We start from the raw sequence: 12,874 nt of genomic DNA, 5'->3' as shown, positions 1-12,874 counted from the left end.
CGACGATCACGACGACCGATAGCGCTCCAGCCAGTGCGCGTACGGCGCTGGCAGCGTCCAGGCCGCCTTGTCCACGCCGAGCTCGAGCGCGGCGCGGTAAGGCCAGTGCGGATTCGCGAGCAGCGGCCGGCCCAGCGTGACCAGGTCGACGGTGCCGCTGGCGACCAGTTCGTCCGCCTGCCGCGGTTCGCTGATGAACCAGCTCGTGGTGGCGGGCAGGCCCGTCTCGCGGCGCACGCGCTGCGCGATCGGCGCCATCAGGGCCGGGCCCCATGGGATCTTCGCGGTGGGCGTCGAGAAGCCGATGCTGACGTCGATGAAATCGAGGCCGGCCGCCTTGAGCCGGCGCACGAGTTCGATGCCTTCCTCGAGGTCGTCCTGGCCCGCGAACTCGGTCACGCCGAAGCGGGCCGCCAGCGGCAGGCGCTCGGGCCAGACCTCGCGCACGGCGGTGAGCGTCTCGATCAGGAAGCGCGCGCGGCCCTCGAAGTCGCCGCCGTAGGCATCGGTCCGCTCGTTGGACCAGGTCGAGAAGAAGCTCTGCGCCAGGTAGCCGTGCGCGAAATGCAGCTCGAGCCATTCGAAGCCCGCGTCGAGCGCGCGCCTGGCCGCGGCCACGAAGTCGGCTTTGACGCGCTGGATGTCGGCCAAGGTCATGGCCTGGGGCACCTTCGGCAGGCCGCCGCCGAACGCGATGGCCGAGGGGGCGATGGTCTGCCAGCCGCGCGCGTCGTCGGCGGCGATGTGGTCGTCGCCTTCCCAGGGCCGGTTGGCGCTCGCCTTGCGCCCCGCGTGGGCGATCTGGATGCCGGGCACGGCGCCCGCGGCCTTGACCGAGGCGACGATCTTGCGCCACGCATCGGCCTGCGCATCGGTCCAGATCCCGGCGCATCCGGGCGTGATGCGGCCTTCGGGCGAGACGGCCGTGGCTTCGGCGATGACCAGGGCCGCGCCGCCGCGCGCGAGGCCCGACAGATGGACGTGGTGCCAGTCGTTGACCACGCCGTCGACGGCCGAGTACTGGCACATCGGCGAGACGACCATGCGGTTTTTCAGCGTGACATCTTTCAAGGTGAAAGGCGAGAAGAGGCTTGGCATCGGATCCCTGGAGAAGGTGTGAAGAACAAGGGTTGATCGTACATTAGTTCGATAACTATCGAACAATAGGACAAAAGCCCATCCGTGCTATGGTCGCGCGATGCGCAGCCTCAACCATCCGGCCCTCGACGATGTCTCGCTGACCCAGGTCCTCTATGCCCTGAGCGATCCCGAGCGGCTGCGCGTGGTGCACGAGCTCGCCGGCTGCGGCGAGGCCAGCTGTGCCGCGCTGGGCGGAGGCAGGGCGAAGTCGAGCATGTCGCATCACTTCAGGGTGCTGCGCGAGGCGGGCATCGTGCGCACCCGCACCGACGGCCCCGCGCATGTGAACGAGCTGCGCCGCAAGGAAGTCGACAAGCGCTTTCCCGGCCTGCTGAAGGCCGTGCTCGCGGCCCAGGAAACGGCCGCGAAGCAGGGTTAGGCGCGCTGCCTCAGACCCGCTCGAAGCTCTCGACCTGCTTCGAGATTACCCAGTCCGTCGTCAGACTATTGAAGCGCTGGAAGTGCGCGCTCGCGAGATGCGCGTCGAAGGCCGCGCGGTCGTCGTAGACCTCGTAGAGGAAGACATGGCCCGCATCGTCGGGCGACACACAGACGTCGAACTGGCGGCAGCCGGGCTCGTGCTCGACCGAGCGCGAGGCGTTGGCCTTGATCGCGCGGAGGAAGTCTGCCCGGTGGTCTGGGGCGATTTGGAAGTGGACGGTGACGATGTGCATGGAGGCCATATTCAATGTGTTTCCCCATGGCCCTGCGGCAAAAGGGGACGCTCAGCCCGACTTCCCGCGCCCCGACTTCTTCCCGCCCTCGGCGCGCGCCGCGGGCGCCGAAGCCTGGCTGGCCTGCAACTGCTCCACCCACAGCAAGGTGTCGACGTAGGTCATGAAGCGGTTGAGGTATTCGGGCGACAGATCGCGCATGAGGATCAGCGCGCGGTGCACGAGGTGGTGCGAATTGAGCGGGCCCGCGTTCTCGGGCATCTTCGCGAGCGACTGCGTGAGCCGGCGATCGGCGCTCAGGCGCGACCAGGTGCCGCGGAAGTAGCGCATGGTCTTGAGTTCGGCGGGCGCGGCGGCGGAGTTCGCCGCGCTGGCGCGAATCGGCACGGCACCGCTGCTCGGTGCCGGTGCTTCTTCAGGCAGCGGCGATTGGCGCGCGATGTGTTCGACGAGCTCGGCGAGCGCGCCGCGCGGCAACGGCTGTGCCGCCGCGGCCACCGCCTCCGGCATCGCCTTCTCGAAGTCCTCGCCATACGCACCCAGCAACTGCCGCAGCCGCTCGTCGAGCAGCCGTCTGGCCTCGCCACCCTGCACCGCGGTGCGCTTCGCGAGCGTCTCGATGAAATGCAGCCGCACGGGATCGAAGCGCTCGGCCCCGCGCGCGCGCCAGGCCGCGACGATCGCGAGCGGGTCGTCGTTCGCGTCGATGGGCGCGTCGCTACTCACGGGCCTTCGCTGCAGTGCCGGTGGTGCTCGCCGCATACGACGGCCGCGGCGTGGGCGCCATCTCCACGCGCCGGTTCTTCGCGCGGCCATCGGCATCGGCATTCGATGCCACGGCCTGTTCGGCGCCGAAGGCGGCGGCGAACACGGAGGACGAGGGCACGCCTTCCTCGATCAGCGTGCGGGTCACGGTCAGCGCGCGCTGGGCCGAGAGCTCCCAGTTGTCGGCGAACAGGCGTGCGCCCTCGCGCATCTGGCGGTTGTCGGTGAAGCCGCTCACCATCAGGATCTCGTCGCGCGAACGCAGGTAGGTGGCCAGCGGCGCCGCGAGGCTGCGCAGCACCTGCCGGCCCTCGGGCTGCAGGTCGGCGGAGTTGAAGGCGAACAGCACGCTGCCGCTGATGCCGATGCGCCCGTTGTTGAGCGTGACGCGGCCCGCGGCCAGCGGCCCGGCCAGCGCCTTCTCGAGCGCCTCGCGGCGCTGGGCCTCGGCCTGGCGCTGCTTGACCTCGGATTCGAGCCTGGCCGCGAGGTCGAGCTGCATGCCGATCGCGCAGACCAGGATCAGCACGAAGGCGCCGAGCAGGCCCGACATCAGGTCGCCGAAGACGGCCCAGACCGGCACGCTGGTGTCGAGACCGGCGTCGTCGATGTCCGCGTCCTGGCGCATCACGCCTCGCTGGCCACGGCGGCGGGCTGCCGGCTGGCGATCTGCTGCAGGTCTTCGACGATCTGCTTCTGCGACATGATGCTGAGGTCGATGACCTCGCGCGCCTGCGCCACGTAGTAGGCCAGCTGTTCGTCGCTGCGCGCCATCGACTTGCCGAGCGCGCCTTCCACGCGCTGCAGGTGCGCCACCAGCTTGTCGTTCGATTCGCCGAAGCGCTGCACCGCGAAGCCGAAGGTCTCGCCGAGGCTCGCGACCTCGACCGCGCTGCCGGTGACCTGCGCGGCCACCTCGGCCATCTTGCCGGTCTGCGTCTCCACCTGTTCGGCGAAGCGGCTGCCCGCGCGCTCCATGGCCTCGGCCGAGGCCGCCACCAGCGCGTCGACCGCGCTGCGCTGCTCGGTCGACGCATGGTTGACCGCATCGAGCAGCGTGCCCAGCGTCTCGAGCAGGCGGTTGCGTTCCTCGAGCATCGCGTTGTCGCGCGCCATGCTGTCCGACAGCTTCTGGCGCAGCTCCGACACCACCTCGGCGGCGGCGCGCGGCGCTTCGGCGGCGGCCTGCAGCAACTGCGCGATCTCGGTGACGGTGCGCTTGGCATGCGCCTCGTTCTGCGACGACATCTCGCCGGCGGTCTTCGTCAGCGCATCGAGCAGCTGGCGCTGCTGGTCGGCGCTGTGCGCACCGGCCTGCTGCCACTCCTGGCGCAGCGCGCCGGCCATGGCTTCGAGCGAGCCGGTCCAGGCCGCGAGGCGCTGCTCGTCGCGCGAGGCGAGGTCGGCCTGCGTCTCGAGCAGCTTCTGCTGATGGTCGAGCGCATGGGCGCCGGCCTGTTGCCATTCACGCTGCAGCGAGGTGGCCATGGTCTCGAGCGAGCCGGTCCAGGCGGCGAGGCGCTGTTCGTCGCGCGACGAGAGGTCGGCCTGCGTCTCGAGCAGCTTCTGTTGATGGTTGAGCGCATGAGCGCCAGCCTGTTGCCACTCCTGCCGCAGCGACGCAGCCATGGCCTCGAGCGATCCGGTTAAGGCCGCGAGGCGCTCCTCGTCGCGCGCGGCGAGGTCGGCCTGCGTTTCGAGCAGCTTCTGCTGATGGCCCAGCACATGGCTGCCCGCCTGTTGCCATTCCTGTTGCAGCGACGCGGCCATCGCCGCGAGCGAGCGGGTCCATGCCGACAGCCGCTCCTCGTCGCGCGACGAGAGATCGGCCTGGGTGTCGAGCAGCTTCTGCTGGTGGATCAGTGCCTGCGCGCCGGCCTGCTGCCATTCCTTCTGCAGGGCCGCGCCCATCGAGGTCAGCGATTCGGTCCAGGCCGCGAGCCTTTGTTCGTCGCGCGCGGCCAGTGCAGCCTGCAGCTCGCCCTGCGCGTCGCCCACGGTGCGCAGCAGCGAGGCCGCATGCGCCTCGAAGGCCGTGGCGGCGGCCGACAGCGCCTGCTGCGCGTCGCCCGAGAGCCTGTCGCTCGTCTCCTGATGCCGCGCCAGCGCCTGTTGCCAGGTGTCGGACACCTTGCCGACCGTGGTCTCGAGACGCGTCGACACGCCGTCGACCAGCGCACTCGAGCGCTGCTCGAAGCTCTGCGCGAAGCCTTCGAGCGAGCCGCGCAGATCGCTCGACAGCGCCTCGCTGGTGCGCTGGTGCGCGGCGAGCGCGCCCTGCCAGGTGTCGGCCACGCGGCCGGTGCTGGCCTCGAAGCGCGAGGACAGGCCTTCGAGCTGCTGCTGCACCGTCTGCGCGATGCTGCCGTGCAGCGAGGCGGTCTCGCGCGCGATGCCGGCCATGGTGGCCTCGACCACCGGCTGGATCGCGGCGCCGGCCACGCGCGCGCTCTCGATCAGGCTGTGCTTGAGCGACTGGTCGACCGAGCTCGCGAGGCCGGCGTAGACCGCCTCGGCCTTGCCGTGGAACTCGGCCTGGTTGCCGATCAGGCGCTCGCTGAGCACCTGGGTCTGGCGCTCCATCGCGCCCATCATGGCCTGCAGCTGGCCGACCAGCTCGGGCATCAGGTCGGCCTGGCGCTGCAGCAGCTTGAAGGATTCGTCGCGCCGGTGCGCCTGCGAATGCACGCGCAGGGTGCTCGCGATCTTCGCGTCGAGCGCCTGCGAGGCCTGCAGCCGTTCGCGCCGGCACAGCGCCGACACCAGGCCCAGCGCCGCCGAGGCGGCCACGCCGGCCACCGAGGTGCCGAAGGCGAGGCCGAGGCCGCGCACCGGGGCCGAGAGCGATTCGCGGATCGCTTCGAGGTCGGTCGCGCCCTGCAGCGCCGCGCCGGTGCCGTTGAGCGTGACCACCATGCCGAGGAAGGTGCCGAGCATGCCCAGCAGCACCAGCAGGCCCGCGAGGTAGGGCGCCAGCGCCGGCCCGGGCAGGCCCACGCGTTCGCCCTCGACGCGCAGGCGCACGGCGTTGCGCAGCGAGGGATGCAGCGAAGCGAGCCAGTCGTTCAGGCTGGCCGGGGGCTCGGACAGCGCGTTCGTCGCCTGCACCAGCGAGCCCGTGGCCTGCTGGAAGCGGTGCAGCTCGAGCCCGCCCATCAGGTAGAACGCGGCCACGAGCCCGGTGACGGCCAGCGCCAGCGTGTTCGTGCCGATGTAGCCGGCGCCGACCCAGCCGACGACGGCCAGGCCCGCGACGAACACGGCGTGATGGAGAAATCGGGTCATGTGTATCCAGTCAGCCCTTGTGACCGGTGCGCAGGGCTTCGAGCAGCCCGTCGACCGGTTGAAATCGAAAGTCCAGTTCGGCCTGCAGCACGTCCTGGATGTCCTTGCGGAAGACCGCGAGCCAGTCGGCATGGCCGCCGGCGGCGTTGTCTTCCGCGCCCGTTTCCTCGTCCTGGCGGGCCTTGCGCAGCCGCGCGAAGCGCTTCTCGAGCGCCGTCGGCACGCTCGCCAGCAGGCTGCGTTCGCGCGCGCCCAGCACCTGTTCCATCACCACGTCGACGGCGGCGAGCCGTGCCATGTCGTGCGAACCGGCCGCGAGCCGCGCGCGCAGCCGGCCGCGCAGCGGGCCGATGGCCGTCTCCATCGCCTGCTGCCGCGCGAGGTAGCGCTGGCGCATCGGCGCGAAGTCGGGCGGCGGCGCTTCGGTGCCTGCCGTGGCCGCGGCCGGGCGTGCCTTGGCGGGCGCGAAGCTGCTGTCCTCGGCGATCGCCTGGGCCAGCGCGGCGCGCACGCGCGCGCATTCGCTTTCATCGGCACGCACCGAACCCCGCGGGGCCGGCGGCAGGCTGGCCGGCGTGCCGTTGAGGGCGGCCGACAGCGAGATCGCGTCGGTCCAGCCGAACCATTGGCTCAGCCGGTCCGCCGAAGCCTGTTCGGATTCGCGGATGTCGCCATCGGTCAGTCGGGAAAGCAAGCGGACGAGCGCCGAGCCACTGAAATCTGTGCGGAAACCTGTGCGCTGTGGAGCGTGCGCCATGCCAGAGTCGGAAAAACCCGGCAGTCTACACCGCCGACCCTCGGGGGAATCCCGGGACCGGGGTCGCTGGCAGTGGCGCGGACGGCGTTTCGCCAGGGGCGGTGCGGGCCGGCGGGCAGGGCGGGAATTTGTATCGAAATCCAACCCGCTCGCGCCGGCCCGAGGCTCAGGCCGGGGGCTTGGGCAGTGCGCGAGCGAGCAGCGTCACGGCGGCCTCCACCGGCCAGTCCACCGCCAGGCCCTCGGCCCAGTCGAAGCGCAGTCCTTCGAAGGCCGCGCCGCCCGGTATCAGCCGCCGCGCACCGGCCGCGCGCGCCTGGACCGACAGCGCGCGCACCTGCGCGCGGAAGCGCTCGGGATCGGCCCGCAGCGCCGCGCCGTCGCCATCGAGCGCGAACACGCCCGCCAGCAGGTGCGCCGCGCCGCCGGCCGCCACGCAGTCGGTGAGGATCGGCACCCAGGCCGCGCCCGCGGTGAGGATCGCGAAGCGCTCGCCGCGTTGTCGCGCGGCCAGGATGGCGGCCTCCGCGAGGCCGGTCACGGGCACGCCGGCGCGCTCGCGCAGCAGCGCCAGCCCGGGGTCGCCGAAGCAGGCCAGCAGGATGGCGTCGGCGCGCGGCGCCTCGGCCAGCAGCGCAGGCATGGTGGCCGTTGCCGCGTCGTAGCTCGGCCGGTCCTTGATCACCGGCGGGCCGGCGGAGGCGGTCCAGCCGATGGCCTTCATACCCGGCGGCAGCAGCGCGCGGGCGGCCGAGACGACAGCCTCGGTCATCGCCTCGCTGGTGTTCGGGTTGAGCACCAGCAGCGTGGCCTCGCTCATCGCCCTTCGTCCGTGGATTGCGCGGCGCGCTGTCCCGTCCACATGCGCAGCAGCACGCCCACCACGTCCTGCGAGGGCGCGGCCGCGCCGGGGCGCAGCCGGGTCTCGACCAGCGACAGGTGCGAGCGCATCGCGCGCGCGGCACCGCCGCCGTCGCCCTTGAGCAGCGAGGTGAAGATGTCGCGGTGCTCGTCGCAGGCGCATTGCGCCGAATGCGGCGCCTCGTACATCGCCACCAGCATCGAGGTCCGGCTCACCAGCTCCTGCATCTGCTGCAGGATGAAGGTGTTGCCCGTGGCCTCGGCCAGGATCATGTGGAAGTCGGCCGACAGCCGCACCGAGGTGGCGCGGTCGCCCTCGGCCAGCGCGGCCTGCTCGCGCTCCATGTGCTCGTCGAGGCGGCGCAGCGCCTCGGCGCCCGCGTTCTGCGCCAGGTGCGCGACGATGCCGCCCTCGAGGATGCGGCGCGCGTCGTAGATCGAGCGCGCCTGCTCGAGCGAGGGCGCGGCCACGAAGGCGCCGCGGTTCGGGATCATCTCGATCAGCCGGTTGGTGCCCAGCCGCAGCAATATCTTGCGGATGCGCTCGCGGCTCACGCCGAAGACCTCGGCCAGCGCGGTCTCGCGCAGCGGCGCGCCGGGCGCCAGCGCGCCGGCCAGCAGCGCGCGCGAGAGCGTGTCGTAGACCGCGTCCTCGCGTTCCTTCATGCGGTGCTGCCCTCGCCGGCGTGCGCCAGCCAGTGGCGGGCGATGCGCTCGCGGCTGGTCACCCAGGCACCGCCCTTGTCGTGGAGGTGGCGCAGGATGCGCTCGAGCGCGCCGATGCGCCCGGGCCGGCCGATCATGCGCAGGTGCAGGCCCACCGACAGCATGCGCGGCGCGTGGCCGCCCTCGCGCCACAGCCAGTCGTAGGCGGCACAGACATAGTCGGCGAAGGCGTCGCCGGTATCGAAGCGCTGGGTGTTCTGGAACTGCATGTCGTTGGTGTCGAAAGCATAGGGCAGCACGAGGTGCGGCCGGCCGTCGACCGCCACGCGGTAGGGCGTGTCGTCGTTGTAGGCGTCGCTGTCGTAGAGGAAGCCGCGCTCCACCAGCAGGCGGCGCGTGTGCGGGCTCGGGTTGGAGCGCGTGTGCCAGCCCACGGGGCGGCGCCCGGTGGCGGCCTCGATCGCGGTGCAGCAGCGGTCGATGGCCAGCCGCTCCTCGTCGAGCGTGAGGTCGATGCCGCGCTCCCAGCGCCAGCCGTGCGCCGAGACCTCGTGGCCGGCCTGCGACGCATGCCGCGCCAGCCATGGCGAGCGCTCGACCGCGCGGCCGCAGGCGCTGAGCGTGAAGTGCCCGCCATGCCGCTCGAACAGGTCGGCGATGCGCCAGTAGGCCACGCGCGTGCCGTACTCGAAGTGGCTGTCGATGCAGCGGTCGGGCACCGGCTGGCCGTCGATCACCTCGTAGATGGCCTCGTTGCGGCTGTCGCCGTCGGTCATGGAGAACTCCGCGCCCTCCTCGAAGTTGACGACGAAGGAAACGGCCACGCGCGCTGCCTCGGGCCAGCGCACGGCGGGCAGGTCGCGGCCGTAGCCGATGAAGTCGCGCGCGGGCGCCGTGATGGAAGCAGGGGATGAAGAATCGGCCATGGTCAGAACTGGGCCAGCCGGCGCAGGCCGACCAGCCTTTCGGCGATGAAGAGCACCACGGCGGCGAGCAGGATCAGGCAGGCCGAGATGGCGGCGATGGTGGGGTCGGGCGACTCCTCCAGGTAGTGCAGGATCTCGATCGGCAGCGTCTTGCTGCGCGCGTCGGTCAGGAAGATCGAGATCGGGTAGTTGTCCATCGAGGCCAGGAAGGCGAACAGCCCCGAGGTCAGGAAGGCCGGCGCCAGCGCGGGCACCATCACCTGCAGCAGCGCGCGCGGGCGCGACAGCCCCAGGGTCTGCGCCGCCTCGAGCAGCCGGGTGTCGAACAGCGCCAGGCTCGCATGCACCGTGCGCGTGACGTAGGGCAGGGTGATCACCACGTGCCCGATCAGCAGGCTCCAGAACACGTTGGCCAGCCCGACCGCGCGGAAGGCCTGCAGCAGCGCCACGCCGATCACCAGCCCCGGCATCATCAGCGGCGAGACCAGGAAGGCCAGCAGCGCCTCGCGGCCGCGGAAGCGCCCCTGCTCGATCGCGATCGCGCACAGCGTGCCGAGCACCAGCGCCGCGAGCGTCGCGCCCGCGGCCACCGCGGCCGACAGCAGCACGGTGTCGGCCAGGCCGTCCTTGGCCAGCATCGCGCGGTACCAGCGCAGCGACCACTGGCCCTCGGGCAGGTTGAACACCGGCGACGGGCTGAACGAGACCAGCACCACCACCACCAGCGGCGCGAGCATGAAGACCGCGGTCGCCGCCATCAGCAGCCCGCCCGCGATGCGGTTCCAGCGCGCGCTCATGTCGTGGCTCCTTGTGGCTGCGCGCGCACCTGCAGCCGGCGCGTGAGCAGCGTGCTGCCCACCACCACCGCCACCGCAATCGCCAGCAGGATCACCGCCAGCGTCGAGCCCGACTGCCGATCGCGCATGAACAGGTAGGCGCGCGCCAGCAGCGCGGGCAGCGTCTGGTAGCGGTCGCCCACCAGCAGCGCGGGGATCACGTACATCGACACCGCCATCGAGAACACGAAGGCCGAGCCCGCCACCACGCCCGGCAGCGACAGCGGCCAGGTCACGCGCACGAAGGCATGCAGCGGCGCAGCGCCCAGCGTGGCGGCGGCCTCGGCCAGGCGCGAGTCGATCTGGCGCGCCACCGTGAACACCGGCAGCACCATGAAGGGAAGGAAGACGTGCACCGCGGCGATCACCAGCCCGCGCTCGTTGAACAGCAGCCGCGCCGGCTCGTCGACCAGCCCCAGGCCCAGCAGCACCTGGTTGACCAGGCCGTTGCTGCGCAGCAGGATGGTCCAGGCGAAGCTCTTGACCACCACGCCCACCGACAGCGGCAGGATCAGCGCGAGGAACATCAGCCCCTGCACCGGCAGCGAGGCGCGCGCCATCGCGAAGCCCACCGGGTAGCCGATCAAGAGGCACAGCAGCGTGACGAGCAGCGCGATCTTCAGCGTGTTCCAGACCACGACGGCGCTGAAGGGGTCGGTCGCGAAGCGCGCGTAGCCCGCGAGCGAGAAGCCGCCCTGTTCGCCCTGGAAGCTGGTGGCCAGCAGCGCGGCCAGCGGCAGCACGAACAGCAGCACGAGGTAGCCCGCGCCCGGCACGGCGAGCCAGCCCGGCGATCCTTCGGCGCGGCGCATGGTGCCGCTCATGGCGCCGCCTCGGCCGCGAACAGCAGCGTGTCGGCCACCGGCCATTGCACCGACAGCGTCTCGCCGGGGCGCGGCGCCAGGTCGTCGTGGGCCGGGAATTCCGCGAGCAGCGTCGCGCCGCCGCCCGGTGCGCTGAAGTAGACCAGCCGGTTGGCGCCGCGATAGACGGTCTGGCTCACCACCAGCGACAGCCGGTTCATGCCCGCGGCCGCGGGCTGCGGATCGCGCGAGGCGCGCAGCCGCTCGGGGCGCACGCCCACCAGCACCTCGTGGCGCAGGCCGCCCGCGCCGACGTCGCGTGCGCGCTCGGTGGGCACCTCGATCTCGCCGCAGGCGGTGCGCACGCGCGCGCCGTCGAGCGTGCCGCGCCATTGCGAAGAGAGGCCCACGAAGTTGAGCGCGAACTCGGTGCGCGGCTGGCCGTAGATGTGCTCGGGCGCGTCGAGCTGCTCGATCGCGCCGCGGTTCATCACCGCGATGCGGTCGGACATCACGAGCGCCTCTTCCTGGTCGTGCGTGACGAAGATAGCCGTCATGCCCGCGTCGCGCAGGATCTGGCGCAGCTCGACCTGCATGGTCTCGCGCAGCTTGCGGTCGAGCGCCGACAGCGGCTCGTCGAGCAGGATCAGCCGCGGCCGCGTGGCGATCGCGCGCGCCACCGCCACGCGTTGCTGCTGGCCGCCCGACAGCGCCGAGATCGGCCGGTCCGCGAGCGCCGCGAGCCGCACCGAGCGCAGCGCCGCGTCCACGGCCTGCGCGAGCTCGGCGCGCGGCGTGCCGCGGGCCTTGAGGCCGAAGGCGATGTTCTCGCTGACCGTGAGGTGCGGGAACAGCGCATAGCTCTGGAACACCACGCCGATGTTGCGCTGGTGCGCGGGCAGCGCGGTCACGTCGCTGCCGCCCACGCGCACCGTGCCGGCGTCGCACGACGCGAGCCCGGCGACGATGCGCAGCAGCGTGGTCTTGCCGCAGCCCGAGGGGCCGAGCAGCGACACGAATTCGCCGGAACCCACCCGCAGGTCCAGCCCGTCCACGACCGTCTGCGCGCCGTAGCGCTTGACGATCCCGCTCAGTTCGAGGGTGCTCATGCGACGCGCCTCACAGCGCCATCTCGCGGTCCCAGCGCTCGACCCAGGCCTTGCGGTTCTCGGCGATGTAGGCCCAGTCGGGAATGAACACCTCGCCCTTGGGCAGGCCGGCCGGCGCGGCCACGCCGGTGTTGGTGGGCATGGCGAGCGAGATCTCGGCGATCTGCTGCTGCCAGGCGCCGAGCATCGCTTCGACGAAGGCGTTGGCGAGGTCGGCCTGCGGGCCGCCCCTGACCTTGGCAATGCCGGTCGGCATGGCCATGCCGCCTTCCTTCGGCAGCACGAAGTCGATCGGCGCGCCCTTGGCCTTGCGGTCGAAGGCGTTGAATCCGATCATGCCCGCGATGGCCGTGGCCTCGCCCTGCTCGAGCAGGTTCAGCGCCTGCGGCAGCTGGGTGTAGACGGTCAGCAGGTTGGGCTTGAGCGCCTTGAGCTTGCGGAAGGCGGCCTCGGGCTGGTACTGCGCGTCCTTCATCGGCTTGCCGGTCTCGAGCGCGGCCGCCACCAGGAACATCGACAGGCCCTCGGTGTTCTGCAGCGAGGGGATCACCACCTTGCCCTTGTTGGCCGGCTCCCACAGCGCCGCGTACGACGGCATTTGCTTGAGCTTGGCCGTATTGACCGCCACGCCGGTGGTCGACTGCATGTAGTTGGCCCACATGCCGTCCATGTGGACCGTGCCGGGCTTGAGCTTCGCGAGGCTGGGGATGTCGCGGGCGGTGAGCGGCTCCAGCACGCCTTCCTTGACGGCCGGGATCATCACCGGATCGTCCATCAGCACCACCGACATGTACTGGCGGCCCTTGTTGTTGACCATCTTCTCGAGGTTCACGAGCGAGCGCGTGCCCTCGAAGATCACCTTGCAGCCGGTCTGCTTCTCGAACACCGGGATCAGCGGATCGAGGAAGGCCTTGTGGCTGCCCGCGCCGCCGACCACGAGTTCGCGGCCCTTGCCCTGGGCGCGCACCCAGGCCGGCGCGGCCAGCGTGGAGGCGGCGAGGAGTCCCTGCCCGAAGGCGCGGCGCGAGAGGCCGGATGCTGAGCGATTCATC

General features: G+C 71.5%; 14 protein-coding genes. 1 reads left to right on the top strand and 13 read right to left on the bottom strand.

Features of this window, described 5'->3' with window-relative positions; all coding sequences use genetic code 11:
* Positions 1-6 precede the first annotated feature (6 nt).
* On the bottom strand, positions 7-1,098 hold the full coding sequence (locus INQ48_32685; GenBank protein ID QRF62310.1) for an NADH:flavin oxidoreductase/NADH oxidase: 1,092 nt from the start codon (positions 1,096-1,098) through the stop codon (positions 7-9).
* Between the two features lie 100 nt (positions 1,099-1,198).
* Here INQ48_32685 and INQ48_32680 point away from each other — a divergent pair, with 100 nt between their 5' ends.
* Positions 1,199-1,519: a helix-turn-helix transcriptional regulator gene (locus tag INQ48_32680; protein ID QRF62309.1), complete on the top strand. Its 321-nt coding sequence runs from the start codon at positions 1,199-1,201 to the stop codon at positions 1,517-1,519.
* A 10-nt stretch (positions 1,520-1,529) separates the two neighbouring features.
* On the opposite strand, the gene INQ48_32675 is transcribed toward INQ48_32680, so the two are convergent.
* From INQ48_32675 to INQ48_32620, 12 genes are all read right to left on the bottom strand, one after another.
* A complete protein-coding gene (locus INQ48_32675; GenBank protein ID QRF62308.1) occupies positions 1,530-1,814 on the bottom strand; it encodes an antibiotic biosynthesis monooxygenase in 285 nt (94 codons plus the stop codon).
* Positions 1,815-1,865: 51 nt separating this feature from the next.
* Positions 1,866-2,576, bottom strand: a complete 711-nt coding sequence (locus INQ48_32670) for a DUF2894 domain-containing protein (protein ID QRF62307.1) — start codon at positions 2,574-2,576, stop codon at positions 1,866-1,868.
* Positions 2,533-3,207, bottom strand: coding sequence for an OmpA family protein (locus INQ48_32665; GenBank protein QRF62306.1), 675 nt, complete (start codon positions 3,205-3,207; stop codon positions 2,533-2,535). Before INQ48_32665 ends, INQ48_32670 begins: the two co-directional genes overlap by 44 nt.
* The gene (locus INQ48_32660; protein ID QRF62305.1) at positions 3,207-5,864 is read right to left on the bottom strand and encodes a DUF802 domain-containing protein; all 2,658 of its coding nucleotides are present in this window, start codon (positions 5,862-5,864) and stop codon (positions 3,207-3,209) included. The genes INQ48_32665 and INQ48_32660 overlap by 1 nt, the downstream gene beginning before the upstream one ends.
* A 10-nt stretch (positions 5,865-5,874) precedes the next feature.
* Complete coding sequence (locus tag INQ48_32655; protein QRF62304.1) at positions 5,875-6,621, bottom strand: DUF3348 domain-containing protein; 747 nt, start codon at positions 6,619-6,621, stop codon at positions 5,875-5,877.
* A gap of 166 nt (positions 6,622-6,787) precedes the next feature.
* A complete protein-coding gene (locus tag INQ48_32650; protein QRF62303.1) occupies positions 6,788-7,441 on the bottom strand; it encodes an Asp/Glu racemase in 654 nt (217 codons plus the stop codon).
* On the bottom strand, positions 7,438-8,148 hold the full coding sequence (locus INQ48_32645) for a GntR family transcriptional regulator (GenBank protein ID QRF62302.1): 711 nt from the start codon (positions 8,146-8,148) through the stop codon (positions 7,438-7,440). Before INQ48_32645 ends, INQ48_32650 begins: the two co-directional genes overlap by 4 nt.
* On the bottom strand, positions 8,145-9,074 hold the full coding sequence (locus INQ48_32640; protein QRF62301.1) for a polysaccharide deacetylase family protein: 930 nt from the start codon (positions 9,072-9,074) through the stop codon (positions 8,145-8,147). The genes INQ48_32645 and INQ48_32640 overlap by 4 nt, the downstream gene beginning before the upstream one ends.
* A 2-nt stretch (positions 9,075-9,076) precedes the next feature.
* A complete protein-coding gene (locus INQ48_32635) occupies positions 9,077-9,871 on the bottom strand; it encodes an ABC transporter permease (GenBank protein QRF62300.1) in 795 nt (264 codons plus the stop codon).
* Positions 9,868-10,722 (bottom strand): ABC transporter permease, encoded by an 855-nt coding sequence (locus INQ48_32630; protein ID QRF63046.1) that lies wholly within the window; start codon positions 10,720-10,722, stop codon positions 9,868-9,870. The genes INQ48_32635 and INQ48_32630 overlap by 4 nt, the downstream gene beginning before the upstream one ends.
* Positions 10,723-10,730: 8 nt before the next feature.
* Positions 10,731-11,822 (bottom strand): ABC transporter ATP-binding protein, encoded by a 1,092-nt coding sequence (locus INQ48_32625; protein QRF62299.1) that lies wholly within the window; start codon positions 11,820-11,822, stop codon positions 10,731-10,733.
* Positions 11,823-11,832: 10 nt separating this feature from the next.
* On the bottom strand, positions 11,833-12,873 hold the full coding sequence (locus INQ48_32620) for an ABC transporter substrate-binding protein (protein ID QRF62298.1): 1,041 nt from the start codon (positions 12,871-12,873) through the stop codon (positions 11,833-11,835).
* Position 12,874: the final 1 nt, after the last annotated feature.

The organism is Variovorax paradoxus (assembly GCA_016806145.1).
Taxonomy (GTDB): Bacteria; Pseudomonadota; Gammaproteobacteria; order Burkholderiales; family Burkholderiaceae_C; genus Variovorax.
Note: the sequence above shows the minus strand (reverse complement) of the source record. Positions and strands in the feature narration are given on the sequence as shown.

Excerpts from the sequence above, each read along its gene's own strand:
- INQ48_32685 (QRF62310.1), bottom strand. The coding sequence starts at position 1,098 with ATGCCAAGCCTCTTCTCGCCTTTCACCTTGAAAGATGTCACGCTGAAA.
- INQ48_32680 (QRF62309.1), top strand. The coding sequence starts at position 1,199 with ATGCGCAGCCTCAACCATCCGGCCCTCGACGATGTCTCGCTGACCCAG.
- INQ48_32675 (QRF62308.1), bottom strand. The coding sequence starts at position 1,814 with ATGCACATCGTCACCGTCCACTTCCAAATCGCCCCAGACCACCGGGCA.
- INQ48_32670 (QRF62307.1), bottom strand. The coding sequence starts at position 2,576 with ATGCGGCGAGCACCACCGGCACTGCAGCGAAGGCCCGTGAGTAGCGAC.
- INQ48_32665 (QRF62306.1), bottom strand. The coding sequence starts at position 3,207 with ATGCGCCAGGACGCGGACATCGACGACGCCGGTCTCGACACCAGCGTG.
- INQ48_32660 (QRF62305.1), bottom strand. The coding sequence starts at position 5,864 with ATGACCCGATTTCTCCATCACGCCGTGTTCGTCGCGGGCCTGGCCGTC.
- INQ48_32655 (QRF62304.1), bottom strand. The coding sequence starts at position 6,621 with ATGGCGCACGCTCCACAGCGCACAGGTTTCCGCACAGATTTCAGTGGC.
- INQ48_32650 (QRF62303.1), bottom strand. The coding sequence starts at position 7,441 with ATGAGCGAGGCCACGCTGCTGGTGCTCAACCCGAACACCAGCGAGGCG.
- INQ48_32645 (QRF62302.1), bottom strand. The coding sequence starts at position 8,148 with ATGAAGGAACGCGAGGACGCGGTCTACGACACGCTCTCGCGCGCGCTG.
- INQ48_32640 (QRF62301.1), bottom strand. The coding sequence starts at position 9,074 with ATGGCCGATTCTTCATCCCCTGCTTCCATCACGGCGCCCGCGCGCGAC.
- INQ48_32635 (QRF62300.1), bottom strand. The coding sequence starts at position 9,871 with ATGAGCGCGCGCTGGAACCGCATCGCGGGCGGGCTGCTGATGGCGGCG.
- INQ48_32630 (QRF63046.1), bottom strand. The coding sequence starts at position 10,722 with ATGCGCCGCGCCGAAGGATCGCCGGGCTGGCTCGCCGTGCCGGGCGCG.
- INQ48_32625 (QRF62299.1), bottom strand. The coding sequence starts at position 11,822 with ATGAGCACCCTCGAACTGAGCGGGATCGTCAAGCGCTACGGCGCGCAG.
- INQ48_32620 (QRF62298.1), bottom strand. The coding sequence starts at position 12,873 with ATGAATCGCTCAGCATCCGGCCTCTCGCGCCGCGCCTTCGGGCAGGGA.